The organism is Acinetobacter sp. BZX-2 (assembly GCF_055179795.1).
On sequence record NZ_CM143686.1, the window covers coordinates 1,464,928 to 1,491,689 of the forward strand.

General features: G+C 36.3%; 24 protein-coding genes. 16 read left to right on the forward strand and 8 right to left on the reverse strand.

The genetic code is table 11. The features are described from left to right. The first annotated feature begins 6 nt into the window (after positions 1 to 6). From ACY45D_RS06865 to ACY45D_RS06900, 8 genes are read left to right on the forward strand one after another with little or no spacing between them, the layout of a single operon-like run. Positions 7 to 657 (forward strand): DUF2460 domain-containing protein, encoded by a 651-nt coding sequence (locus tag ACY45D_RS06865; protein WP_463109013.1) that lies wholly within the window; start codon positions 7 to 9, stop codon positions 655 to 657. Next, positions 654 to 1,511, forward strand: a complete 858-nt coding sequence (locus ACY45D_RS06870; protein ID WP_463109014.1) for a DUF2163 domain-containing protein — start codon at positions 654 to 656, stop codon at positions 1,509 to 1,511. Before ACY45D_RS06865 ends, ACY45D_RS06870 begins: the two co-directional genes overlap by 4 nt. A gap of 51 nt (positions 1,512 to 1,562) precedes the next feature. Continuing rightward, positions 1,563 to 4,637, forward strand: a complete 3,075-nt coding sequence (locus ACY45D_RS06875; protein WP_463109015.1) for a hypothetical protein — start codon at positions 1,563 to 1,565, stop codon at positions 4,635 to 4,637. Between the two features lie 59 nt (positions 4,638 to 4,696). Next, positions 4,697 to 5,119, forward strand: a complete 423-nt coding sequence (locus ACY45D_RS06880; protein ID WP_463109447.1) for an NlpC/P60 family protein — start codon at positions 4,697 to 4,699, stop codon at positions 5,117 to 5,119. A 1-nt stretch (position 5,120) separates the two neighbouring features. Continuing rightward, positions 5,121 to 7,610, forward strand: a complete 2,490-nt coding sequence (locus ACY45D_RS06885) for a phage tail protein (RefSeq protein ID WP_463109016.1) — start codon at positions 5,121 to 5,123, stop codon at positions 7,608 to 7,610. Positions 7,611 to 7,667: 57 nt separating this feature from the next. Beyond that, positions 7,668 to 7,925 (forward strand): holin, encoded by a 258-nt coding sequence (locus ACY45D_RS06890; RefSeq protein ID WP_463109017.1) that lies wholly within the window; start codon positions 7,668 to 7,670, stop codon positions 7,923 to 7,925. Then, the gene (locus tag ACY45D_RS06895) at positions 7,912 to 8,415 is read left to right on the forward strand and encodes a lysozyme (RefSeq protein WP_463109018.1); all 504 of its coding nucleotides are present in this window, start codon (positions 7,912 to 7,914) and stop codon (positions 8,413 to 8,415) included. The genes ACY45D_RS06890 and ACY45D_RS06895 overlap by 14 nt, the downstream gene beginning before the upstream one ends. Further along, the gene (locus tag ACY45D_RS06900) at positions 8,415 to 8,783 is read left to right on the forward strand and encodes a hypothetical protein (protein WP_463109448.1); all 369 of its coding nucleotides are present in this window, start codon (positions 8,415 to 8,417) and stop codon (positions 8,781 to 8,783) included. Before ACY45D_RS06895 ends, ACY45D_RS06900 begins: the two co-directional genes overlap by 1 nt. A 178-nt stretch (positions 8,784 to 8,961) precedes the next feature. Here the strand turns inward: ACY45D_RS06900 and ACY45D_RS06905 are convergent, their stop codons facing one another. Next, positions 8,962 to 9,636, reverse strand: coding sequence for a hypothetical protein (locus tag ACY45D_RS06905; protein ID WP_463109019.1), 675 nt, complete (start codon positions 9,634 to 9,636; stop codon positions 8,962 to 8,964). A 115-nt stretch (positions 9,637 to 9,751) separates the two neighbouring features. Next, positions 9,752 to 11,359 (reverse strand): tyrosine-type recombinase/integrase, encoded by a 1,608-nt coding sequence (locus ACY45D_RS06910; RefSeq protein WP_463109020.1) that lies wholly within the window; start codon positions 11,357 to 11,359, stop codon positions 9,752 to 9,754. Positions 11,360 to 11,489: 130 nt separating this feature from the next. Between ACY45D_RS06910 and dusB the strand changes: the two genes are divergently transcribed. Together dusB and ACY45D_RS06920 are read left to right on the forward strand one after the other, a co-directional pair. Next, on the forward strand, positions 11,490 to 12,509 hold the full coding sequence (dusB, locus tag ACY45D_RS06915) for a tRNA dihydrouridine synthase DusB (RefSeq protein ID WP_463109449.1): 1,020 nt from the start codon (positions 11,490 to 11,492) through the stop codon (positions 12,507 to 12,509). A 201-nt stretch (positions 12,510 to 12,710) separates the two neighbouring features. After that, on the forward strand, positions 12,711 to 13,214 hold the full coding sequence (locus ACY45D_RS06920) for a DinB family protein (protein WP_463109021.1): 504 nt from the start codon (positions 12,711 to 12,713) through the stop codon (positions 13,212 to 13,214). 38 nt (positions 13,215 to 13,252) lie between these two features. On the opposite strand, the gene ACY45D_RS06925 is transcribed toward ACY45D_RS06920, so the two are convergent. From ACY45D_RS06925 to ACY45D_RS06935, 3 genes are all read right to left on the reverse strand, one after another. After that, a complete protein-coding gene (locus tag ACY45D_RS06925; RefSeq protein WP_463109022.1) occupies positions 13,253 to 14,299 on the reverse strand; it encodes an NAD(P)H-dependent flavin oxidoreductase in 1,047 nt (348 codons plus the stop codon). A gap of 504 nt (positions 14,300 to 14,803) precedes the next feature. Next, positions 14,804 to 15,505, reverse strand: coding sequence for a VIT1/CCC1 transporter family protein (locus ACY45D_RS06930; protein WP_463109023.1), 702 nt, complete (start codon positions 15,503 to 15,505; stop codon positions 14,804 to 14,806). 260 nt (positions 15,506 to 15,765) lie between these two features. After that, the gene (locus ACY45D_RS06935) at positions 15,766 to 16,110 is read right to left on the reverse strand and encodes a hypothetical protein (protein WP_463109024.1); all 345 of its coding nucleotides are present in this window, start codon (positions 16,108 to 16,110) and stop codon (positions 15,766 to 15,768) included. A gap of 592 nt (positions 16,111 to 16,702) precedes the next feature. On the opposite strand from ACY45D_RS06935, the gene ACY45D_RS06940 reads away from it, so the two are divergent. From ACY45D_RS06940 to ACY45D_RS06955, 4 genes are all read left to right on the forward strand, one after another. Then, entirely contained in the window at positions 16,703 to 17,113 is a 411-nt protein-coding gene (locus ACY45D_RS06940; RefSeq protein ID WP_463109025.1) for a roadblock/LC7 domain-containing protein, read from the forward strand. 340 nt (positions 17,114 to 17,453) lie between these two features. After that, the gene (locus ACY45D_RS06945; RefSeq protein ID WP_089603507.1) at positions 17,454 to 17,810 is read left to right on the forward strand and encodes a roadblock/LC7 domain-containing protein; all 357 of its coding nucleotides are present in this window, start codon (positions 17,454 to 17,456) and stop codon (positions 17,808 to 17,810) included. 99 nt (positions 17,811 to 17,909) lie between these two features. Then, positions 17,910 to 18,125, forward strand: coding sequence for a DUF1653 domain-containing protein (locus ACY45D_RS06950; protein WP_463109026.1), 216 nt, complete (start codon positions 17,910 to 17,912; stop codon positions 18,123 to 18,125). A 236-nt stretch (positions 18,126 to 18,361) separates the two neighbouring features. Further along, the gene (locus ACY45D_RS06955) at positions 18,362 to 18,958 is read left to right on the forward strand and encodes an O-methyltransferase (protein WP_463109027.1); all 597 of its coding nucleotides are present in this window, start codon (positions 18,362 to 18,364) and stop codon (positions 18,956 to 18,958) included. A 100-nt stretch (positions 18,959 to 19,058) separates the two neighbouring features. Here the strand turns inward: ACY45D_RS06955 and ACY45D_RS06960 are convergent, their stop codons facing one another. Together ACY45D_RS06960 and ACY45D_RS06965 are read right to left on the reverse strand one after the other, a co-directional pair. Next, the gene (locus tag ACY45D_RS06960) at positions 19,059 to 19,274 is read right to left on the reverse strand and encodes a KTSC domain-containing protein (protein WP_463109028.1); all 216 of its coding nucleotides are present in this window, start codon (positions 19,272 to 19,274) and stop codon (positions 19,059 to 19,061) included. Positions 19,275 to 19,383: 109 nt separating this feature from the next. After that, the gene (locus tag ACY45D_RS06965; RefSeq protein WP_463109029.1) at positions 19,384 to 19,965 is read right to left on the reverse strand and encodes a TetR family transcriptional regulator; all 582 of its coding nucleotides are present in this window, start codon (positions 19,963 to 19,965) and stop codon (positions 19,384 to 19,386) included. Positions 19,966 to 20,056: 91 nt separating this feature from the next. Here ACY45D_RS06965 and ACY45D_RS06970 point away from each other — a divergent pair, with 91 nt between their 5' ends. Beyond that, positions 20,057 to 21,535: an MFS transporter gene (locus tag ACY45D_RS06970; RefSeq protein ID WP_463109030.1), complete on the forward strand. Its 1,479-nt coding sequence runs from the start codon at positions 20,057 to 20,059 to the stop codon at positions 21,533 to 21,535. 93 nt (positions 21,536 to 21,628) lie between these two features. Here ACY45D_RS06970 and ahpC read toward each other — a convergent pair whose 3' ends face one another. Next, the gene (ahpC, locus tag ACY45D_RS06975) at positions 21,629 to 22,192 is read right to left on the reverse strand and encodes an alkyl hydroperoxide reductase subunit C (RefSeq protein ID WP_463109031.1); all 564 of its coding nucleotides are present in this window, start codon (positions 22,190 to 22,192) and stop codon (positions 21,629 to 21,631) included. Positions 22,193 to 22,724: 532 nt separating this feature from the next. Between ahpC and ACY45D_RS06980 the strand changes: the two genes are divergently transcribed. Further along, positions 22,725 to 26,738 (forward strand): DUF3418 domain-containing protein, encoded by a 4,014-nt coding sequence (locus ACY45D_RS06980; RefSeq protein ID WP_463109032.1) that lies wholly within the window; start codon positions 22,725 to 22,727, stop codon positions 26,736 to 26,738. The last annotated feature ends 24 nt before the right edge of the window (positions 26,739 to 26,762 follow it).

Below are 26,762 nucleotides of genomic sequence, written 5' to 3' on the forward strand. Positions count from 1 at the left end.
GTTTACATGTCAGATGAATTATTTCCTGAATTACCAGGACTAGAATGGGAGCTTACAAAGACTCCCATTTTTAATACCAAAATTATGACCTCTGTCAATGGTCGTGAGCTTCGAGCAAGCTATCAAGCTGTACCAAAGTATGAATTTACAATGTCTTATGCTTTTTTGCGTGAAAACAAAGGTCGTAAAGAATTGCAGATTTTACAAAGCTTTTTCGAGGCTCGCCGTGGTGCTTTTGATTCATTTCTATATAAAGCACCTGATGATAATGAGTTTAATTGTGAGTTCGTAGGGGATGGGGTGACTACTACCTACCAGCTCTATAAAGCACAAGGATCAGCTAAAGTTGCAGTAGGGAACACGCTTGAAGCTACTCAGCCTTCAAATTTAGTCATGTGGAATGAAGATGATTCAAAACCCATGTGGGCTGAGAATGATCAAAAGCTCATGTGGAGTGCTGAAACTGTAGGTATTACAAAAGATGGTAAGTTTGTGCTTTCAGAACCTTTAGATGATGGGCAAAAAATTGCTATATCTGGTACGTATTACTATCGCTGTCGTTTTAAAGATGATGAACAGCAATACACAAACTTCATGTCAAAGCTTTGGAAAGCCTCTAAAGTTGAATTGGTCGGTTCATTAGGAAAGAAAATATGAGAGATGCTTCACCGCAATTAATTGCTTTGTTGGATGCAGATCAGTTTCTAATGGCTGATCTGTACACTATCACGACGGTTCAGAATCAAGTGCATCGTTACACAAATTATGATTATGACCTGATCGTTGGCGGTAATACCTATTTGACGGATGGCCCTATCATTAGTCGAGAGGGATTTAATCTATCGCTAGGTGTTGAAGTAGATAATTTATCTGTTTCAATTGAAACGACAGATGAAAATGATTTCAACTTAATTCCAGTTGCACAAGCATTTCACAATGGACAGATGGATGGTGCACGTTTTAAGTTAGAACGCATCTTTATGGATATCAATACACCTACTGATACAAGTGCAGGGGCGTTGTTGTTATTTGAAGGTCGAATTATTGAACCTGAACTTGATAGAAACGAAATTCATTTTAATGTTGCTTCTGATCTTGATGATTTGAGTGTTCAAATGCCACGTAATTTATATCAACCCGGTTGTTCAAATACACTGTTTGATAGCGCTTGTGGTTTAGATCGAATTAATTATGTGGTGGAAAGTATAATTGAATTGAATAGTACATCTGCTCGAATTATTTGCAATGTCACTCAGCCGCAGGGTTGGTTTACGCAAGGTGTGGTCGAATTTTTAGATGGTGGTAATGCAGGGATAAAACGGACAGTAAGATTGCATGAGTCAGGTGTTTTATTGCTAACCTTGCCATTATTAGAGGGACCGCAAGCAGGTCAGCGAATAAAAATTTATCCAGGTTGTGATAAACGGCTTGAAACCTGCGTAAATCGATTTAATAACAAATCCATGTTTCGTGGTTCACCATTTATACCAGTACCAGAAACTTCAGTCTAACAGTTATGAATATAAACCCAGCTTCCGCTGGGTTTTTTAATGGGGTTAAAAATGCCATTACCAAATAAAGAAGAATTCACTGGATCTAGTGTAAATCAGCGTAATTTTAAAGATGCTCAAGGGCGACTGGTTGATTATATTGGTTTAGAAGTAGCAACTAATGTATTTGTTGAAGGTAAAATTTCCAAAACAGAAGACAACATTGTTAAATTTGAACGTGGCGTAAATATATTTGATCCTACAGATGGTATTTCTGGAAAATACTGGAATGCTACTAACGGCAAATTAACAGACGGTTTAGCTAAATTCGTAGCTTCAAAATTAATACCTGTGACAGCAGGTATCGAACTACAAGTTCCACCTTTCTATAATCAGCAGTTCTGTTACTTTGATGAATACAAAAAATTTATTAGTGGTGTAACAAGTGTAGTCGCTTCAAACTTTAAATTTACACCGCCTATAGGTACAAAATATATTGGATTCACTCTCGAACAAGATTGGATCAGCATATTCATGGTGTGTGAGTCTTCGAAGTATCCACCCGTTACAAGTTATGTTCCATTTACATTATATAAAGAAGAATTTCGAGCAAAGCCAAAGCAAATTATTGGCTTAGAACAAAGTATTAAAGATTCAATGAGTGTTGAGGTTCAGAACATCATTGATACTTCAAATGTGATACTCGGGCGCTATTTAGAATGGAATACTGGTCGTGAGCTTGAGCAGCCAGAAAGTGAAGCATATTGTATAGCTGGCTTTTATTCAGTTAAGCCAAACACTGAATATCAGACTTCATCTTTTTATGATCAGCAGTATTGCTATTACAATGAGAAATTTGAATATATTGGCGGACAAGCTGCAGCAGTTGGTAAAAAATTCACAACGCCTGCGAACGCTAGTTATATTCGTTTTTCTGTCAAAGTTGCAGACTTGGCAAATCTTGTAGTTACTGAAAGTGCTAATTTTCCAGTCTCATATGTTCCATATGCAATGGAGATTCCGAAACTTAAAGTTAAACCTGCGCAAGTTGATGGTTTAGAAGATAAGGTTAAAGAAGTAGCACATATTGCAGATTTAAATATTGTTAATTTAGCAAATGCAGAAAAAGACAAATATGTGAATTTTCAAACTGGCCAAGTGGGCAGTGTTTCTGGACATTATGCAACAGACTTTTTACCTGTTAAGGCAAACACACTTTATAGGGCAGACGAAATTTATAATCAACAGTTTGCATTTTCAGATGCAAATAAAGTCTATATCAGCGGTATGGCTTCAGTTCCAGCCAACCGTCAATTTATAACACCACCCAATGCTGCATATATTCGATTGACTATACCGAATGAGCAATTAAGCACAACAATGATAACTGAAGCTGATGTTTTCCCGACTTCATATCAATCATTCAATGTTAAAACTTTAGAAAACATAGTTTTTCCAGATACTTCATCTGTACGAACAACTAAAATCTTAACATCAGCAGATACAAGTGATAACTCAGCACAATTCACAGGTAAGAATGCAGTTCAATTAGCAATGGATAGTATTAGCAACAATACTGCTAAAACTCCTTTTGATATTATAAGTGAAGGTCTTCACAAAATTACTACCCAAAGTGATGTCATTGGATACCCAGGTTACCCAAGCATGATTCTAATGAAAGATCACGTAAATCTGATCGGTGACGGTAATACAGTTTTTTGGTGTGAGCTTCCATATGACGATTCGGCAATTGGTCCATCGGCGAACGGAACAACGTACCCACGATCTTCATATCAAACACTTTATACTTATGCTAATAACAGTAAAATTAAAGGAGTGAAGTTTGTTATTGTTAATGCTCGCTATGCGGTACATATCGACAATACAAAAGGTGCAAATGCTAAACGTTATTTTGAAGAAGTGTTTTTTGAATTTAAAGGAGATAAAGGCTCAAAACAAGCTTTAGGTATCGGCACAAGCACAGGTGAAAAAATTTATTTTGTTGGTGGTGGTGCTCATTCTGACAGTGGCGCACCGCTTTACTTGCACAGTAATACCAAGTTTGCTGATGCTTCTGGAATGTACTTCAAGAAGTTTCATTTTTCGAGTAATACAAGCAAATTAATTGCACGTGTTGAGAGTGATGGATCATTGCAACGAGATGAGTTTGAGATGATCGGCTGTAGTTTTGGCGGTACAGCGTATGTGTTGGAGTATGGTGAGTTGTGGATTAAACGAAATCCTGCACAAAATTATGACTCTTTTAATCATGCAGAATGGAAGTTTACAGGTTATGGAAATGAACCATTTTTATTTGATAATCAAGTGCGTGGGCATTGTTTAAGAATCAAAACCACTGCAACTGGTACAAACAACACAATTCGTTTTGATAAAACATCATCAGCTTTTTCATTGTTGATTCAAAACAATCAAGTAAATTCTGATGTTAGTTTATATACGAACAATCGTGATGTGATTGATGGTTATATTGTGCAAGATGGATCAACAGGATTGTCAGCACAAGTTTGGGGTTGTAAAGACCTAACGGATACTGTTGAGTACAGTGATGGCGGTGTAATTTATACAAGCCTTGGGAAACGTCTTGGTGACTGTTCTACATCAAGTAAAACTTTAGTTGTGATTATTAACAGCACAACAAACACTGTGACGTTTAATAAAGATTATCGCTCAATGACAAATGCTCAAATAATTGCTGAAATTAACACTCAATTAAGCGGTGCAAGTGCTGATCTGTATATATACGGACGTGATTATTACGCTGAAATGACCGATGTTATTGAAACTGTTTACAACACGACTGCAAATTTTATTGCGAAAGGCTCAGTAGTAGCGAAATCAGGCGGTTCAGTACGTATAGCATCTGCAACAGATAAAGTGTTTGGTGTTGCGCTTGATGATATTCCAGTCCAAACAACTACAGCAGAGGGCATCAAGAAAGGTGAAGGTCGTGTCTTGAAACGTGGTTATATCTACACGAATCAAAGTAAAGCTCACTTTGTGCTTACAGATAATCAAAATCCATCGGTTGGAGCAAGATTCGCTGTGAACAATGGGCAGTTAGTGACAGATGTGAACGGTAAAATCTCAGTCGATATTGACGCAGGTGTTGTTTCAATTAATTGTTAAAATTGCATCTTTAATTAACCTATAAGTTGGTTTCAGCTTATAGGTTTTTTTATGGAAAAATTATGAAAAACCATGAAGCAGTAAGTGAAGCAATGACTTGGCTAGGCACTCCTTATCATCATCAAGGCCGTGTAAAAGGTGTAGGGGTTGATTGTGGAACATTGATTTGTGAAGTCTATGAAAAAGTAGGATTAATGGATTATCTGGATCCACGGCCATATCCACCTGATTGGCATATGCATCAAATGGGTGAGCGGTATTTAGAACATATTAAAGGTGTGTGTTTTGAAGTTGATCAACCACAACCGGGTGACATAGTGCTTTATAAAATTGGCAAATGTGTAAGCCATGGTGCCATTGTTGTTGAATGGCCAAGAATAATCCACTCTTATCTTGGTATTGGCGTTGTGATTCAAGATGGTACAAAAGGAAGTTTAGCCCGACGTGTTGCGGGTTTTTATCGTATGAAGAGGCTTAAATAATATGGGTGGACTATTTGGTGGTTCTACCATGAGTACTTCTGATACACGTATTAATTCAATGCGTGTGCAGCAATCAGCTTATGGTCTTTGTCAGCCTTTGGTTTACGGTAAAAACCGCATGGCGGCAAATATGTTTTGGTATGGGGATTTTCATTCCATTGCAAAAACTACAACAACTAAGTCAGGTGGAAAAGGTGGTGGTTCAAAAACTAAAAATACCACTTTCACTTATTATGCTTCGTTAATGCTTGGGCTATGCGAAAACAAAATTAGATCAATTGGCATAATTTGGCGAGACAAAGAGCAGATTGTCACAAAAACAGAAAATAATGTTCAAATGAAGCCAATCGATCAGATTGGCTTTGAGCTTTTTAACGGTAATGGTAATCCGATCTGGGGGTATTTACAGACCAAACATCCCGACGAAGCCATCCATTACCCATATCTAGGTTATGTAGCATGTGCAAATTATGAATTAGGAGGTAGTGCAAGCCTTGCAAACCATAACTTTGAAGTAATTAGCGATATTACTTTTTCAGATACGATTCATGATGCTAATCCAGCAGATGTGATAGAGGATTTAATTACAAATCCGCGTTACGGTGCATCACCTTATTTAACTATGGATGATTTATCAGAGTTCAGGACGTACTGTGCTGCAGCTAATTTGCTTATTAGTCCAGCTTTAACAGAACAACGTGAAGCACATGAAATTATTAATGAAATCGTTGAAGCTGTTAATTGTGCGGTGGTACCAAGTACAGATGGTTTAAAGATTAAATCATTTGGAGATTCAGCTATATCAGGTAATGGATATACTTTTACACCAAATTTAGAACCTGTATACCATTTAACTGATGACGATTTTATTGGTGAAGATGAACCAGTACGTGTCCGCCGTAGCCGTGATACTGATGCGTTTAATCATACTCAGATCGAGTATGTAAACAGATTCAATCAATATAATACTGAAACTGTTGAAGCCAAGGATCAAGCAAACATTGAGATGTATGGTCTACGCACCGAAGATCCAGTTAAATTGGAAATGTTTTGTGAACCAAAAATTGCAAGACATGCAGTTCAGTTACGTTTGCAGCGACTTCTATATGTACGCAATGAATATGAATTTAATCTTGGCTGGAAGTACTGTCGTTTAGAACCGATGGATATTGTAACAATCACAGATGAATCACTTGGTTTAGATAAATTCTTAGTGCGCATTACACGTGTTGAAGAAGATGAAGACGGCATGCTGACAATTACTGCAGAGGAGTTGGCAATCGGTTCAAGATCCGCAGTTGAGTATGATCTGCAGTCATCTAATGGGTATCAAGGTGGTAATGAAGAGCCAGGTAATGTGAATGCGCCTGTAATTTTTGAACCTCCTTTAGATTTAACCAATGGCGTAAATCAAATTTGGGTAGCAGCCTCAGGTGGCAGTAATTGGGGCGGTTGTAATGTTTGGGTGAGTCTAGACAATACCACTTATGAACGCATTGGTACAATATATGGTTCAGCTCGATATGGAGCATTAACAACAGGCATTAATGAAAGTGATACTGCTCTACAAGTCCAGTTGAATACTTCCAGCCAAATATTTAGTGGTACAGCTGCTGAAGCTCAAATTGATGCAACTTTGTGTAAAGTTGGTGAGGAATACTTTAATTATGAAGAAGCTACCTTAAATGGTTCAGGTCTTTATACATTAAGTGACTTGCATCGCGGTAGGTTTACAGATGCGCAGTCTCATTTAGCTGGTGAACCATTTGTGCGTATCGATCGAGCGATTTTTGAATATGAATTCAACCAAAACCTTATTGGTAAACAGGCATATTTAAAATTTACTAGCTTTAATGGCCTTGAACAGAAAGAGCAATCTTTAGATGAAGTAACAGCTTACAGTCATACAATTAGTGGCGGTACACCTTCAGGTGTCAAAGGTTTATCTTTGCAATCTCCATTTGTGGGGACGAGTTTTAAAGTTCAATGGCAAAATACTGCTGGAGCATCTGGCTATATTGTTCAAATTTTAGCTGGTGGAACTCTATTAAGAACTGTAGAAACTACAAACACTGATTATAGTTATTCTACCGAAGAAGCTAAAATTGATGGGGTACAGCGTTCTTATACTATTCGTGTTGCAAGTAAGAATGGCGAAGTAGTAAGTACCTATGCTGAGTTGAACATTAGCAATCCTATACCGCCCCAGTTATTAAATGTTTATACGTCAGCAACCAAAGACTCAATCACCGTTACTTGGATTCCAAGTGAAGTTCCTGACATCAAAGACTATCAAGTATGGGTAAGCACAAATGCTGACTTTGATCCTGAAATTCTAATTGCGAGTTGGACTGGTACAGAGAATGCTTGCACGATAAACCTATTACAGTCTACAACTACATATTATGTGAGAGTGGCGGCCCGTGATGTATGGAAAGAAACAGCTTGGAATTATTCAGCACGTATAACACAAGCAACAACTGAAACTTAATTAAATCAAATACAAGCACCTTCGGGTGCTTTTTTATTGCTAAAAATTGGAGGGGTTATGTCTGAAAATCAACAGATTGTTGAAACTTCTGTTGCGATTGCAGCAAGTAAAGCGGCGGCTTACGGAGGAAGTACGGTTGGGGCTATAACAGCATGGTTCGGTACTATTGATCTAGCTTTTTGGATCAGTATTTTAATTGCACTGGCTGGTTTAGTAATGAACTGGTATTTCGCACGAAAAAAAGACAAGCGTGATGCTATTGAACACAAAGCTTATTTAGAAAGTTTAAAGGAAAAGTGCGATGTCAAAGACTAAATTTTGGGTAATAAGTTTAGCAGCTTCGGCTGCTTTTTTTACGTCTTTAATTAAATATGAAGGATATGAAGCCAAGCCGTATTTAGACAGCGCAAAAGTCGCAACGATTGGTATCGGGTCCACGACTTATGAAAATGGCACAAAAGTCAAAATGACGGATAAGCCAATCACTAAAGAACGTGCAATTCAAATTTCTAAAGCACATGTGGCCAAAGATGAGATTGCTTTCCGTAAATCGTTACAAGGCGTGAAGTTGTCTCAAGTTGAGTACAACGTATTTTTAGACTTTGTTTACAACTACGGCCAAGCCAACTGGAATGGCTCGTCAATGCTTCGAAATTTAAAAGCAGGGCAATATAAACAGGCTTGTGCTTCATTGCTGAAATACAAATATGTTGCAAAGCGTGATTGTAGTATCCGATCCAATGGTTGTTATGGGGTTTGGGTTCGTCAGCAAGAGCGTTATCAAAAGTGTATGGGGGCGCAATGATGCCAATATTAACAATACTCTGGAAGTTTAAAACATGGATCGCAATTGTGATCCTTTTTGTTTTATGGCTTGGGCAAATTGCATATACAAATCATTTAGCTGGGAAACTTCAAAAAGCCGAATTGGTTTGTCAGCAAAAGATTCAAAAACTCAATAATGATCAACAAAAAGCATTGATCAAAAAACAAAATGAAATCAATCAAGTGAGCGCAGAGTATGAACAACTCAAATCAGAACAACGCGTCAAAGTCGAAACAGTTAAACGTGAAGTGCAAAAGATCGTTACTAAGCCTATTTATAGCAACGTGTGTTTTGATGACACTGGGGTGTCAGCAATCAACTCACTTATCACCGACAATTCCAGCTAATTTAATAGAACCTTGCCCTGATCTTCAGAAATTAGAAGATGGGACGGGGCGCACTTTATTGCTTTGGTCTGTTGATACAGTTGCAAAATATAATGATTGTAAGAGTAGGCATAGCAAGTTAGTGAAAGCCCTCGATTGAGGGCTTTTTTTTTATACTAAGTTAAATACTGTGATGAGTTTAAGGTCTTATTTGGATTGGGCCATACATACCTGTATTAATTAGTGATTCCCATATCTTCTTTAGTATTAATCCTGTTTCTTGATTGACTAGTAGTGATGATCGCTTACCATGTGGTTTTCCTAAAATCACCTCACTCATTGAATCCCATGTTTCAGCATATTTTGATGATTTCCAATAAGGAAGCATTTTTTCCAAAAGCAAAGGCACTGCTAAGGATGGGGGGATAGTCCCATCACGACAAAGAGGCTTATCCCATTGACAATAAACGACTATTGCTGTTGAGTTTGAATTATATAATTTTTCACTCAGTTTTTCGGCAAAGATACTAGCTGCCCCATTGGAACTTAAATGGTATACAGAATCTAAAACACTTTGACCATCATCATAAGGGCATGTAATAAAACCATTAGCAAAAAGTACAGTGTGGTCAAGCCCTTTATACCCACATTCTGAATTAGGAGCAACAATATCATAATGCTCTTTTGCATCTACCAATAATGGATGCCAAGCTGGATAAAAGTCTACAACTGGACCTAAAATATCCATTAAATCCATAAGTTTTTGTCTACTACTTTCTTGCTCTTTTTCAGTTAAATCGGTTAGTTTTGAAAGTAAATATTTTTCCGCGAAAGCGGCTCCATCTTTCATTGATTCATCTGCTCGAAATGCCATAATAAACTCCATATTACGTTGTAATTTAACATTGAAATTAATTTTAGTGCATAATAATTAACTTTCATGCACTAAATTGTAATTTAATGTGTTTCACAATATTGAAGTTAAGAATTTATTTCTCAATGTGATAATGCTCGTCAAAATAATAATTATTTGAAACATCAAGCCAAGCATTGAGCTCGTGATCAAATTCTAAGACTCTATTTTTAAACAATCTAATAACACGATTATGTTTAAAATTGAAATGCGACGATTCTTCTGGAAGTTCAGCCCAATTAACTTCGCCATATTCTGCAAACCAATCCTCCCAAGCTATTTGAATTTCAGAAATATAGAATTCCTGTTTTTCTTTGTTCCAAGAAAAGGGATGTTCGGTTTGTAGTTTTTTAACATGCTTTCTTATGAAGAATTTACTTTGCTTGTGATGTTCAATAAATTCATTAAGCTGAGTAGCAATAAATTGATAAGGAACATCAATTTCACTGTTTTGACTTAAATCATGTGCTTCCAATATATCCATTTCAGAAAGATTGCGCTGTTTTTTATTCCATTCTTTGTAGTGGTTACTATAATCAGATTCAGCATTTGCTATAGCTTCAGCATAATCCAATCTATGTTCACCTCGTTTTTTAAAGTTCACATATCGTTTCAGCGTATTCCAAGATTCATGAAGTGTAATTGTTTGAAGTTTAGGAATTGAAAACCCATCTTCAGCATAACGTGTTGCAGCTTCGTGACGTAGGTCGTGGAAACGTAAATCTTCAATACCAAGATGTGAACAAGCTCTGGTGAAATAAGATGAAACGGTAGCAGAGTTCATTGGAACCAACAAAGCTTCATTTCGCCCAAGTTCTAACATTCTCAATCTCGTCTCTTTATCTAAAAACTTATTTAGTAGATCAATAGCTTTAGGCTCTAAGTGGGCATATTTATGATTTCCTTCTGATCCATCTGGATGTTTAGCATCTCGGACTAACCATTGGGTATTATGTCTATCGTAATCATTCAAGCGTAAAGAACAAATTTCATCCTCACGTCTACCAGAATATATCGCAAACCATAAAATTAAGTGCATGGGCACAGATTTGCGTTTACGTTTCCAATTTTTATAAAAATGAGTCGTCAGAGCTTGAAGTTCCTCGGAGGTAGGTAGTCGATCACGAGTTTTAGATTTTGTGACGATTCTAGATTTTCGTAAACCGATTAAAGCCTTATCAAACTCAGCAATAACATCTTCTAAAGGCTCACCCCAAACAAACTCAGCATGAACCAAGACAGCTTTTATATGACTCATATCTTTTAATGCTGTAGATGGTGCAACTCCATCAACACCTTTCAATGGATCACCTTTGCGACGAGCAATGGCGTGATCAGAAAAATCTTGGCGTGTTAATGAATAGATATTTTTCTCGGAAATCTCTAAACTAGCGATATGATTTAGTGCACCAGTTTTTGTTCGCGCAAAACTATCTGCCTCATCAAGGTACCTTTTAATAAATTCTGATAATGTTGCTTGCTTGATTTCCACTTTGGGATTTAGCATCTTGTCTGGATTTAATTCAATCTCAGCTTCAGTACGTTTAATAAATTCTTCTGCTAATGATTTTTTACTGAAAGTTTTTGAAACCTTGAATTCTGGGTAACCTTCACGCTGAACACGCACCTGAGCACGATAACGTATAGTTCCATCTTTTAATTGGCGTTTAGTAACCGTACCCATGCAATTTGCACCCTAACTTTTTCGCGGTGCAAATAGGGTGCAACAATAGGGTGCTAGAAGTCAATAAGAAGCGGTTCAAAGAAGTTCAAAGAGGTTAGAGAAATTGAGTCAAAACAATGTAATTAAAGAATTGTTTGATAAATCAAAGCGTACGCAAATATGGGTCGCGCCTATGGCGGGGGTCACTGATCGTCCGTTTAGAACCCTTTGCAAATACTTCGGTGCAGGGCATGCGGTGAGTGAAATGATGACCTCGGATCAAACTTTACGTATGACTAAAAAAAGTCTCTATCGTGCTAATTTTGATGGAGAATTAGCGCCAATCTCTGCACAGATTGCAGGCTCTGAACCTGAGCAATTAGCTGAAGCAGCGCGTTATCAAGTTGCCAATGGTGCGCAAATTGTCGATATCAATATGGGGTGTCCTGCAAAAAAAGTCTGCAATAAACTTGCTGGATCAGCTTTGTTGAAGGATGAGGATTTAGTTGCAAGAATTCTAGATAAAGTGGTTGCGGCTGTTGATGTACCCGTGACATTAAAAACCCGTTTAGGCTTTTTAAATGGTGATGAAAATATTCTACGAGTTGCGAAAAGAGCAGAAGAAGCTGGAATCGCAGCGCTCGCATTGCATGGTCGAACACGTGAAGATATGTATTTAAATACAGCACGTTATAGTCTGATCAAAGAAGTCAAACAAATGCTGTCTATTCCTGTGATTGCCAATGGTGATATTGATAGTCCTGAAAAAGCTAAATATGTTTTGGATTATACTGGTGCAGATGCGGTGATGATTGGTCGTGCTGCACAAGGACGTCCATGGATTTTCCGTGAAATAGCACATTATTTAAAAACAGGCGAGCATCTTGCAGCACCCTCTATTGAAGAAGTAAAAGAAGTTTTACTTGGACATTTATCTGAGTTGTATCAGTTTTATGGTGAATATTCTGGTTGCCGAATAGCACGTAAACATATTGCTTGGTATACCAAAGGCTTACACTCAAGTAATGAGTTTCGCCAAAATATGTATAAAGTCGAAAGTACCTTAGAACAAGCAAAAGTGGTAGAGGAATATTTCAATCATTTGCTAGAACAAGGCAATATCATGAGTGATGTGCAAATTGAGGCGGTCAATTTATTGGATACAAAATAAGGGATTTAAATTTTCTGTTAGGTATTTTAGTGATTATTCAACACAAATCATGAATATTGCCTTGTTGTGCATATTTTAAAATGGTTTATGAATAGACCTAACGAACATGCCATGTTGTCAAGTATAGTGCGTGTATTATGAATATAGAACGACAGGTCTCGATGGTTTAATGTTATAACAATTTAAAAGGCAAGATGACTGATGGATAAAAAAATGCTGCTGATCTTGGCTGAATATAATATTTGGGCTACCCATCGGCTAATACAAAGCCTTGAATCCATTCGTGATGAGGATTTTTACAAAGATGTTGGATTGTATTTTAAAAGCATCGCTGGGACTTTAAATCACTTATTGGTCGGTGAACATTATCTTTGGTATTCACGATTTAAATTGGGTATTTCACCGAAAATAGCCTTAGATAGCATTGTTCATACTGAAAAAGAAGCATTGCTGAATGAGTTAAAACAAAAGTCTGTAAATTGGATTTCATTTATAAATCAAATAGATGATACTATGCTTAGTGGAAATCTGACGTATCAAAGAGTCTCTGGGCAGGAACTGACTTTGCCATATGCTGCAAATTTGATGCATGTTTTTAATCATGGAACGCACCATCGAGGGCAAATTAGCGCAGCACTGACAATGCTTGGCTACCAATGCCCTGAATTAGACTTGGTATATATGCTGGTAGAACGAAATAAATAGTACAAAAGCCGATTTTTTATCGGCTTAATTATTCATTTTTATTGAGAATGATTCATCTCAACAATTAATTGGTTAATCAAATCACCTGCTTCAAGTTCACGAATCTGTGACACATTACTTCCAGCCCAAAATGCACCATAACCTGAGTCGCCATTTTTAACCGCTAAAGCATTTAATTGTTTTGCGAGATCATAAGCATACGGGTAGGGAGCAACATTCGGACGGCTGGCTTGATCAATATGAGATTGCCAATGGTTAATAATACCACGTGCAGGACGACCCGAAATACTTGAGGTAATTTGGGTTAATGGTTGATTAAACAATGCTTCACGGTAGGCAGCATTGGCATTTGAAGATTTACATTGCACAAATGCAGTGCCAAGTTGGACCGCATCTGCGCCCAGTTTCAACATGGCGTTCGCTTGCTGTCCATTCATAATTCCACCCGCTGCAATGACAGGGCATGAACAATGTTTTTTAATCAACTGAACTAAGTCCGTCGTTTTAATTGCACCGTCAATTTGTGCATTGAAAATACCACGATGACCGCCTGCTTCTATACCTTGAGCAATAATGATATCTATGCCTGCTTGTTGAATTTCCATAGCTTCGGTTAAATTGGTGGCAGAAACCATAGTCAGAATACCAGCTTGCTTAAGCTGTTCAATTTGATACTGATGTGGAATTCCAAAGTGGAAGCTTACCGCTTGAGGAGTAGTTTCTAATACCAAATTTAAGAAGTCATCATTGTCTTTAAAACTTGGGTAGATACATTTTAATTCAGAGGGTGCAGTTGCCCCAAATTTCTCAAATTCAACTTGTAAATGATCAATCCAAATTTGGTTGGCTTTACTTTCTAAAGCTGTTGATTCATGGCAAAAGAAATTGACCTGAAAAGCGTGTTCAGTGAGTGCCTGAGTTGCCAGTATTTGTTGGCGAGCTGTCTCAACCGTATTGGCACCTAAACCCAATGCACCTAAACCACCTTGATTAGACACTTCTGCTGCGAGTTCAGGCGTAGACACACCTGCCATTGGTGCAATTAAAATCGGATGCTTAATATTTAAACGTTCTAATAATGACATGATTGAGCCCCTTTAGATTTATTTTTACTTTGCCGAAATCAAGCGTGATTAGCAAATAATGTTCAATATTTTATTTAAAAATGTCTATTAAATGCATCTTTAAGCCTGCCTAGATGAACACCCAGTAAAAATAGGGATTCAATAAAAATAGGGCATGCAAGAAAAGATCCGATCATTAGGGTCTGTTGACAATTCGTCTATGATTGCGACTATGAGTGTTTTTTAGGTGATACTAGGCGTGAAATACGAAATTTAGTCATTCTAAATGAGTAGTTCACAACAACGTAGCGTCAAAAAACACTCTAGTCCCGAAGGGTTGTGGCTAAAACTATCTCAGCCTTCGTTATGAAACTTGAAAATAGTCTCGCTATTCTCTTCGTTTCATGCCTTGTCTGCTCAATTTTAGCCTACAACGCAAACCATTTATGAAATGTCAACAGACCCTAAAAATTTGTCGAAGTACAGATATAAATTTAGGCGTACAGATATAAATTAAAATGAGTATTAGATTGGAGTGACGTGAAACAACGATCCAATCCAACTTGAAAATGCCATAGCAAGAATGCCCCAAACGGCAACGCGAAAACTACCTTTAACGATGGATGTCCCTGCAAAATAACTCGATAAAGCCCCTAAAATAGTCAAAGATAAAATACCGACAATTAGAACGACCGTTTCTATATAAGCATCTGGGCTAATTAAGATTGACAGTGTGGGAAATAAAGCACCAATTGAAAATGATAACGCGGAAGAGCCAGCTGCTTGCAACGGTTTAGCTGCTGTCGTTTCATTGATGCCAATTTCATCACGTGCATGCGCTTCTAAAGCATCTTTTTCAGTCAGTTGAATGGCGACTTGATGAGCCAAATCAGGATCTAAACCGCGATGAATATAAATTTGAGTTAATTCTTTCAATTCTAAGTGAGGATTTTTTTCTAATTCTCTTGCTTCAATTTTTAAATCGGCCTCTTCAATATCTGACTGTGATTTCACAGAAATATATTCACCTGCAGCCATAGAGGTTGCACCTGAAATTAAACCTGCAACACAGGTAATCAGTAGGGTATGGCTCGAAGCACCACTGGCGGCCATGCCCATGACTAAACTTGTGACTGAAATGATGCCGTCATTTGCACCTAAAACAGCGGCACGTAACCAACCTGCACGTTGAATAAAATGTTTTTCTAAATGATGGGAGTGAGACATGAGTAAAGCTCTATGTTGTTATGTATATTAAATTCTAAAGATCACTATTGTTGGCAATTTCTATGAAATGTCAGCATAAATATATAATAACAATAAAAAAAGCTCCTACAAGAGGAATGCCAGTCAGTTAAGCATTTTAAAATCCACCCCAATTCTCTTTTTTAAAGAGAGCTTAGGGCGAGATTCTTAAATAAGTAATGAATAAATTACCCTTAACTCGTCAGCATTACCTACAAGAGGAGCTTTTTCTAATTCAAAGCTTATTGTTGAGCTTTTTCTTTTACATGAGCAGCACCATCTTCAACTGCACCAGCAGTTGCAGCAGTCGCATCTTTTGCAACGGCAACAGTTGCATCAGCAGCTTTTTCTGTTGCATTTGCAGCATTGTCTACAGCATGAGCAGTCGCATTTGCAGCATCATCTGCAGCTTTAGCAGTCGCATCAGCAGCATTTTGAGTTGCAGTGGCAACATCATGGCCAGCTTGTTGAGCTGCGTTTTCTAAATGTTCACCTGTTGTAGCACCAGTTTCAGGTGCTTTATCTTTATTACAACCAACAAGAGCAACAGTCGCAGCTAGACCTAAAGAAAGTAGAATTTTGTTCATTATGTTTTACCTTTTATTCACTAATTTTTGGTATCCAATATTTGGATGAGTCAATATAAACACAAAAAATGACCAAATCAAAAAAATAAAATGTAAAGTTTTTATACGTTTAAGCAATTTTGCTTTAACGAGTAGAAATTAAGAAAAAGGTGGTTTTGAAAAAAAATATATTTAATTCCATGATTTGGATTTAATCTATTTATCTCATTTTATTATAAAGTGTTTTGTTTTTTAGTTTAATGTGATACAAGATTGAGAATAGACCTACTTTTTTTAGGGTATTAATATAAAATCAGTATTAAATAAAATTTTATTAAGAAAAAATTAACTTTTATTTAAAATAATCTTAATTCTTCTTTAAGAAATGTATACACTGACAAATATTGCGCATATAGAGTCATAATCTGACAATTTACAGAAAATATAACTTTAGTTAAAAAAATATATTTACAAGTTTGGCTAAATTGATAGAATTTGTATATTAAATGTGAAATTCATCAATTAATTTTGAATAATCATGAAATTGATAAGTTGAATGTCTAATATTTTTTTAAAATCGTGAAAATATTTTTCACTTTTAGGTGCGTTTTGTATGCTGGATATAACTCTTTCTCGGAAAGTTCCTGAAAAATTTGTCTTATTTAGTGAAAAGAAAATCCAGCAATTGTTGAATACAGTTTCTGGTGTTGAATTTGTGATGTTATGTACGTCTGATGGCTTTGAAATTGCCATGGCAAATAAAAAAAGCATAACGAATTCAAGCAAAATTGCGGCTGTAAGTAGCTCTATCCTCGCAATGGTAACGGCTTTTGTTTCAGAAATTAATTTAGTTGGTTGTCAGACCATCACGCTAGATGCAGAAAATGGAAAGGCATTACTGACTTCGATTCCGCATCCAAAGCACCCTTTGGTTCTGGTGGCGATGACCAATAAAGATATTTTATTAGGTCAAATGCTTTATGAGATTAAAGCAACATCTGAAGCATTAATGCAAAATATATAAACTTTAATTCAAAAGTAATAAAGGCAGAATTTGTTATTTTTATTTAAAGATGATTTAAGGTTTTTTGAAGTTTTTAAATAATCAAGAATATAGTAAATTATTTTAAATTTACTATTGAATAATGAATATTTTCTATGCTATTAAAATAGGTATAGAATATAATTAATTAAAATTGATTATTGAGTAAAATTAAAATATGTATTCAATTAAAAGAATACTCATTTTATTAATTTTAGTTAAGGATTCTATTTTTAACTAAATGGAACATCATTTTAGTAAAGAAGAATTTATTGGACTTACTAAAATCAACAACAATGTTAAACACTAAGCGGGGAATCCCATGGCTCGTATCACACTAGATCAATTAACAGATATCGACGGTTTTGTTTGTGCAGCTTTAGTAGACAGCGAAAGCGGTTTATCTTTAGCGACAGCTGGAACTGGTATGGATTTGGAATTAGCAGCTGCAGGTAACACTGAAGTTGTTCGTGCTAAACGTAAAGTAGCAAAAGCTTTGAAACTAGATGACGTAATTGAAGATATTTTAATTACGCTAGGTAAGCAATATCATTTAATCCGTCCATTGGATTCAAATGAAAACCTATTCCTTTACCTTGTGTTAGACCGTTCTAAATCAAACTTAGCAATGGCTCGTCATGAGTTGAAAGGATTTGAAAAAGAATTAGATTTTTCTTAATTCTAAATAAGAAAAATCATAAAAACTCGTCTTCGGACGAGTTTTTTTATGGCAGATCATGTATAACTGGATAAGTGTATTTTTTACGGTATTTGGAAAATGTTGCAAGCAGGAATTTATAAACATTATAAAGGTAATTTATACCAAGTTTTAAATGTTGCTACACATAGTGAAACATCAGAGAAATTGGTTGTTTATCAGTGTTTATATAATGATTATTCAATATGGGTAAGACCATATGAAATGTTTATAGAACAAGTTCAATTAGAAGATGGTCAAATGAAATCTAGATTTGAGTTTTTACACAGCGTTTAATTTAAAAGTAAATATGAGTTTCTAAATGATGTGATGATCAAAGCCTTTTCAGTGTATTAATCAAGCACTTTTGAAAATAAAAATGTATTCAATCGTGTTGGTTTTGCTGAAAAGGTATTGAAAGAGAAGGATAAACATTGCTTTAAATTATACCTAATGATAAATCTATTTATTGTCACGACAATGACCTAAAGTATTGAAATAATAATGATGAAAGAGATGAGGATGATCTAAATATGAGTTTAAGTAACCCATTCCTACAAAGATTAAATGAACTATATCAATCCTTTATAAAATTTGATGCAACACAGTGTAATCGAATCAATAGATACCGCAATATTGAACCTGAATCTGCTTTATTTCTTGCTATGCAAGTTAGAATTCAACAATCTAAGAAGATTTTAGAAATAGGAACATCAACGGGTTATTCAACGTTATGGTTAGCGGATGCCGCCCAAGTGACGGGTGCGAGAGTTACAACATTGGAGATAGATGAAAAGCGAACTGCACAAGCGAAGCATTATGCTCAAGAGCTACAAGTTGATGATGTTATTGATTTTTGGGTGGGTGATGCGCAACATTTTTTAGAAAAAAATCAGGAAAAATACGATTTTATTTTGCTTGATGCTGAAAGAGATGCATATTTGAATTATTGGACCTATTTACAGCATATGATTCAAGAAAAAGGTGGGGTACTTATTGTCGATAATGTTATTTCACATGCTGCTGAAGTGAAAAGTTTGATCAATGTAATTAAACAAGATTCACGCTTTATGACCACAACATTGCCGATAGGTGCTGGCTTATTTATCGTGACCTTTAAGAATGATTAATTGACGATGAATTGCCATATAAGTTTTAGACATATAGGGAGTTACTGACTCCCTATAAATAGCGTATTCAAAATACAGCATGAAATTCTAAAGTTTAATTTCAAAGGTTGAGTTGGATTGAAATTCGTTTAAAGTGTAAATCATACTCTAAATATTTATGTACGAAGGCGGTTTTATCACTACACCGAAGTAAATTGTTATAGATAAATGCAGGCACAGGATGGTACAACTCGCCATAACCATTATTATAAAAAATTTTTAAATATCGTGATGACGCATTGTACTTCCAAGAAGTCACGGTAATCATTGATCCCATAAGCAACCCCTTAATTTTTTAATTAATTTCATAGAGATATATACTCTCTATATTCTGAAATTAATCCAATATTGTCGCTGTATGTATAGCAAATTTGTAAATAAATTGACTATCCAATTTCATTCTGAATGATCACATTCAGGTGTTTGTAGAAGAAGTCTGTTCCGATCCCAGCGATTTCTAGGTTATAGAGTGTTTCTAGTCCGAAGGAAATCGCAATGAGCCGCCAAGCAATATCTTGAATTTTGTCTAAGTCGAATCGGTAAACTCCAGTTGAAAGCCCGAATTCTAGTACTTCTATGATGGCTTGATGCCACAATTGAATGGCTTCTTGATAGGCCATTTTTAATACTGTGTCTGTATCAATTGAATTTTCTGCATCATTCCAAAGTTTGAGATAGGACTGTTCTTCTGCACTTTCTTCAAAACCAAGCACGTATATTAAAAGTTCTGAGCAACTTAATGTTTGTTTTGCTTGACTCAAATCAAGATTAAATCGTACCAGTTCTAGAAAAACTTCAGCTTTTAATTCTGAAATTGATCCAAAATGATGATGAATTTGTCCCGTAGAGATCGAAGCAGTATGTGCGAGATGTCTGACAGTTAAGGTATTTAATCCTTCATTTAGAACAATTTCTTTTGCAAATTTCATAATTTGAGATTTGCGTTCAGCTTTATTTAAGTAACTCATTTTTACAAAACCAAATATTAAATTGAACATGTGTTCAATTGTAGGTGCTATAATTTGAACACATGTCCAAATATCAAGGCAATTCATTCCTATGTTACGTCAGTGGTATATTTTAGCAATCATCGTGCTAATTTATTTGCCAGTTTCAATCGATGCCACAGTGCTACATGTGGCTATTCCCACTTTAAATCAGGAATTACAACTCAGCAATAATCAGATGCTCTGGGTCATTGATGTTTATTCTTTGATGATGGTTGGCTTAATTCTACCTATGGGGGCATTGGGAGAGCGAATTGGTTATAAGCGACTCATGTTATTGGGTGGTTTAATTTTCGGTTTTAGCTCTATCGTTGCGGCATTATCTACATCAGCCAATATGTTGATTTTTGCCCGAATCATTCTTGCTTTTGGTGCCTCCATGATTATTCCAGCGACTTTGGCTGGGCTTAGAAATACTTTCCTTGATGAAAAGAAACGAAACTTTGCACTCGGACTATGGGTTGTTGCAGGTGGCGGTGGGGCAGCATTTGGCCCTTTAGTCAGTGGTGCGTTGTTAGAGCATTTTCATTGGGGAAGCATTTTCTTAATTAATATCCCCATTATTCTTGGTGTTTTAATTGCAGGTCATTATGTATTGCCTGACCAACCGATGAATAAAAATAAAAAGATTAATGTAGTAGATGCACTTTATTTAACCAGTTCAATTTTATTGATCGTTTATGCTTTAAAAACAGGAATGAAACAGTTTGATTTTTCGGTTGCTGTTACTGCGATACTCGGTTTATGTATTGGTTTGTATTTTCTTCGAAAGCAAAAGGAGCAAGTGCAGCCACTGATTGATTTAAGTTTATTTCAGTATAAAGCGGTTAAAGTTGGTTTTACGGTTTCAATATTTACCATGATTGCATTGGTCGGATTTGAATTGTTGATCGCTCAAGAATTGCAATATGTACATGGCTTTTCTCCATTACAAGCAGGGTTATTTATTTTACCTTTCATGGTTGCAGTCAGTTTAAGTGGTTTTTTTGCAAGCTTTTTAATTAATCGTCTCGGTGTGCGTTGGGTGAGTATTATCGGTTTAACTCTGTGTGCAATTTCTTTGATCGGGTTAGCTCAAACCAATTTTACCCATCAACAATATCAGGCTTGGTTTTGGATGATTATGCTTGGATTTTGGGTTGAGGCAACTTTTCTTGCATCAACATCTGCGATTATTTCTAGCAGCCCAGTTGAAAAAGCAACAGCTGCAGGCTCGATTGAGGGTATGGCTTATGAGTTGGGAACGGGCTTTGGTGTCGCAATATTTGGGTTATTGGTCTCGTATTTTTATAGCAAGAATATTCAATTTCAATCATTTATGTCGACTGAAAACTTTGATTTAGCAAAGAGTTCAATTGGTGAAACAGTTCAGTTATTGTCAACAGTTGAAATAGATAACGGTCTAGTCATTCGTGCGATGGCGAATGAAGCGTTTTTAAGTGCACACCAGTATGTTTTATATTTATCAAGTTTTACTTTGATTGTTTTAACGTTATTTATTTATATGTATTGGTCTAAGAAAAGTGCTTAGATAAAAATCTTAGGTAAGAGTAGCAATAAAAAAACCACGTTATACAACGTGGTTTTTTATTGCTCAATCTAAATTATAAATTGAATTATAAACTTAGATTTTACCAACTAGATCGATAGAAGGAGCTAAAGTTGCATCGCCTTCTTTCCATTTAGCAGGGCAAACTTCACCTGGGTGAGCATGTACATATTGAGCCGCTTTAACTTTACGAAGAAGTTCAGAAGCATCACGACCAATACCACCAGCATTGATTTCGATGATTTGGATTTTACCTTCTGGATCGATAACGAAAGTACCACGATCTGCAAGACCAGCAGCTTCAATTAAAACTTCAAAGTTTTTAGAAAGTGTCCAAGTTGGGTCACCAACCATTACGTATTCAATTTTTTTGATTTCGTCAGAAGAATCATGCCAAGCTTTGTGAGTGAAGTGTGTATCAGTAGAAACTGAGTAGATTTCAACGCCTAATTTTTTGAATTCAGCATAGTTGTCAGCAAGGTCACCAAGTTCAGTTGGACAAACGAAAGTGAAGTCAGCTGGATAGAAGAAAACTACAGACCATTTACCTTTTAAGTCAGCTTCAGTAACTTCAATGAATTGACCGTTTTGGAAAGCTTGTGCTTTGAATGGTTTAACTTCAGTATTAATTAAGCTCATCATTATCTCCATGATTGAGGTGCGTTTCTAATATGTAAAGGATCATAGTCAATTTTTTGTTATTGGTGAAATAGTATTTTTTCATAGCTAAAATCGGAAAATTGAATTTAACCAGATTCAAATGCTTTTCACCAATGACGGTTCTTCGGTATTGTGACATCACAGGCATTGTTTATTTATGCCGTTTAAATGTGATGATTCAATGACAGAAGCCATGCTTTCTGAATCTGCTACAAACATGATGCTTCTTGGCTTTGATTTCAAGTCTCTTTTCGAAAAAAGATATAAAAAATATTTCAATGTATAGAATATGTGCATATAAGAAGCATTGTGTGTTTTTGCATATTTCTTATTCACATTAGGAAAATAATCATTTCATCGCTATTTAGTATTCAAAATGGAGCATTAATTTTTGTTTTTACTTTAAAGACTATTTTTATAACGTGAATGAATTCATACGGAATAGACTATCTCTCATTGGGTTTACAGCGTAAAATAGCCAGTTCAATTTGAGTATTAGGATAGTGCCTCTGTGTTAAGTGATTTAAATGTCGATCAATTGGTTATGGTTCGAGATCGCCATCGTTTAAGTCGACTTAAAAAGGGCAAAGATGCAAATCCTGAACAATTCCAAAAATTATTTGATCAGTCGAATAACAAAGTACGTGAACGTATAGCACGTCTTCCCAATATAAAACTCAATCAAGATTTACCTGTAACACAATATGCCGATCAATTGATTGCAGCAATTCAAAAGCATCAAATTATCATTGTTGCAGGCGAAACAGGTTCTGGTAAAACCACACAGCTTCCTCAGATTGCAATGCTTGCAGGACGTGGTTTGACTGGAATGATTGGTCATACTCAGCCTCGACGTCTCGCGGCACGAAGCGTTTCACAACGTATTGCTGAAGAAGTTGGTGAGAAGCTGGGGGAGTCAATTGGTTTTAAAGTTCGTTTTAATGAACAAGGTTCTAATGATTCTATTGTTCGGTTAATGACGGACGGTATTTTACTTGCTGAGCTGTCTAATGATCGTTATCTAAATAAATATGACACGATCATTATCGATGAAGCGCATGAGCGTTCATTGAATATTGATTTCATCATGGGGTATTTAAAGCAGTTAGTCAAAAAGCGCCCCGATTTGAAAATTATCATCACTTCGGCAACGTTGGATGTAAATCGTTTTAGTCAATATTTTAATAACGCGCCTATTTTTGAAGTTGAAGGGCGAAGTTTCCCTGTAGAAGTCCGTTATAACCCTATTTCAGAGATGACCATTGGGGGCAGTGACGATGATGACTTCGATGATTTTGAAGAGAATTTACCTCGTGCAGTTGTACAGGCTGTAGAAGAATGTTTTCGTGATGCTGAAAGTAAAGGGCATCCTGAGCATGCCGATATTTTAATTTTCTCAAGTACCGAACAAGAGATTCGAGAATTACAAGAAACATTACAGAAATTTGGCCCTAAACATACGCAAATTTTACCGTTGTATGCACGTTTAGCTTTAGCAGAACAACAAAAAATCTTTAATCCATCAGGTGGTGGACGACGGATTATTATTGCGACAAACGTGGCAGAAACTGCGCTTACTGTTCCCAATATTCGCTATGTGATCGATAGTGGTTTTGCACGTATTTCACGTTATAACTATCGTTCACGTGTACAACGTTTACCCATTGAAGCAATTTCTCAAGCAGCAGCCAATCAACGGAAAGGTCGTTGTGGTCGTATCGCACCAGGTGTCTGTATTCGTTTATACAGTGAAGAAGATTTTCAAAGTCGTCCTGAGTTTACCGAACCCGAAATTAAACGAACCAATTTGGCATCTGTTATTTTGCAAATGCAAAGTTTAGGTTTAGGTTCTGTTGAATCTTTTGATTTTATTGAACCACCTGATCATCGTTTGGTTAATGATGGTCGGAAGCTGTTGATTGAATTGGGGGCGATTGACGATGTACAAAATTCAAATCCCCCTCAATCCCCCTTTGTTAAAGGGGGGAGTACGGTTTTGCAAGAACAAAGTTCTCCTCTTTCTCAAAGAGGGGTTAGGGCAGGTTTAGATCGTGTTAAAGAGCAAAATCCCCCTCAATCCTCAACGAAAAAGGCAGGACAGCAAACTAACGGCCTAACCAAAATTGGACAACAGATGGCTAAAATGCCAATTGATCCAAGGCTTGCTCGAATGATTCTGGGTGGGGCGCATTTTGGGGTGTTGAATGAGGTTCTTATTATTGTTGCTGCTTTGGCGGTGCAAGACCCTCGTGAACGTCCTGCTGATAAGCAAATGCAAGCTGATCAGAAACATGCATTATTTAAAGAAGCTGATTCAGACTTTTTGTTCTATATCAAACTATGGAATACTTTGACAGAAAACCGTGAAAATTTAAGTGAGAGTAAACGTCGCAATTTTGCTAAGCAACATTTCTTAAGTTGGTTGCGTTTGCGTGAATGGAAAAAAACGCATGAACAATTGCTTGATTTAGCACAAGGTTTAAAGCTTTCATTTAATACCAAAACGGCAAGTTATGAAAATCTGCATCGTGCTTTGTTAACGGGATTGTTGTCATTCATTGCCAATAAAACCGATGAACGAAACATTTTCATGGCAGTGCGACAGCAAAAAGCACGTATTTTCCCAGCATCAACATTGCATAAAACCAATACACCATGGGTCATGGCATTTGAAATGGTGGAAACGTCTCAGGTTTATTTACGGACTTTAGCCAAAATTGAGCCTGAATGGATTTTACTTGCTGCACCAAATTTATTGAAACATCATTATTTTGAACCACATTGGGCGAAAAAGCCGGGTGTGGTGAATGCTTATGATCAGATTTCTTTATTTGGTTTGATCATTGAGCCGAAGCGCGCTACAAATTTTGAAAAAGTCGATCAAGCGGCTGCACATGAGATTTTCCTACGTGATGCTTTAACCACGGGGAATTTAGGGACAAATCCAGCATTTTTAAAACATAATCTGTTAAAACTTGAAGAAGTAGAACGTGTTGAAGATAAATTACGTCGTCGTGATTTAGTGGTCGATGAAGAAACGATTTATCAGTTTTATGCTGCAAAAGTACCAAAAGAAATCGCAAGTCGTCGAACTTTTGAGGATTGGCTTGCTACAGTTGAACCTAAAAATCCGCGTTATTTATTTGTAGATGATGATGCTTTATGGATGAATGATCGTCCAACCACACAGCAATTTCCAGATTATTTACATAATCATCAATTACGCTTAGCTGCAAGTTACCGTTTTGATCCAAGTCATGATGAAGATGGTGCAACGGTTAAAATTCCTGTGCAAGCCTTGCCACAAGTAGATGAAAATATTTGGTCATGGGGTATTCCAGGCTGGCGACTAGATTTAATCGAAGCATTGTTGAAATCTTTACCCAAAGATAAGCGTCGTAATTTAGTTCCTATTCCTGATACTGCTAAAAAATTAATGAAGCTTATTGATGCACAACATTTGCAAGCCCATATTTTTGAGTTTTTGGCTTTCCAATTGCGTGGTGAGCAAATCACGGTTAAAGATTTTTCTTTTGAACGTATTGATCAATATCTTGTTCCTTTTATCAAAGTCATTGATGAAAAAGGTCGTGTTATTGAAAAAGGACGCCATTTAGATGAGTTGAAAGCACGTTGCCGTACAGAAACGCATAGTCCTGTGAAGCAGTTAAAAGGTGAATTTAACGTATTCCCTGATCAGTTTGTATTTGAAGCCTCACAAAAAGTCACAGGTGTTGTGGTTAAGCAGTATCAAGCACTTGTACCGACTAAAGCTTTTGCAAAGCTTGATGCTAAAGATGAATCTGGGATCGTGATTCAAACGTTTAATGATCAAAACGAAGCGATTAAACAGCATCGAGAAGGGATTATTCGTCTTATTCATCTGCAATTAGGCGATTTGATTCGTCAGTTAAAGAAACAGATTTCGAAACCTTTGGCTTTAGCCTATTCACCTTTGGGTGATAAGGCTCAACTTGAGCAAATGTTGATTTATGCAACTTTACAAATGGCAATCAAAGATTTACCGATTAATGCAGACGAGTTTTCAAAATTAAGTCAAGATGTTAAAAAGTCATTTCTTAGTCATGGTCAAGAAGCATTAAAGCTAATTAGCGAAATTTATATTCAATGGCAGGAAATTCGCCAACATTTGTTGATGTTAGATCAAGATGTATTTGGCAAAAATATGGATGATATTGAAGATCAACTTGATTTGATGAATTTATCTAATTTTGTTTATTCAAAATCAGCAGATATTTGGCAAGAATATCCACGATATTTGAAAGCTTTAATCTTGCGTTTGGATCGTTTGCCGAATAATCTTAATCGAGATGATGCTGCGATCAAAGATGTTGATCCGTGGATGGAAAAGCTATTTAAGTTTAAAAATGATACGCGTTTGAAGGATGTATATTTCATGGTGGAAGAGTTAAGAATTTCTTTATTCTCTCAACCGATGAAAACCAAGATGCCTATTTCCCCAACTCGAATACAAAAGGTATGGGAAAAGCTCGGAATCAGTTAAAATAGTGGTAATTTGAGTTTTAGA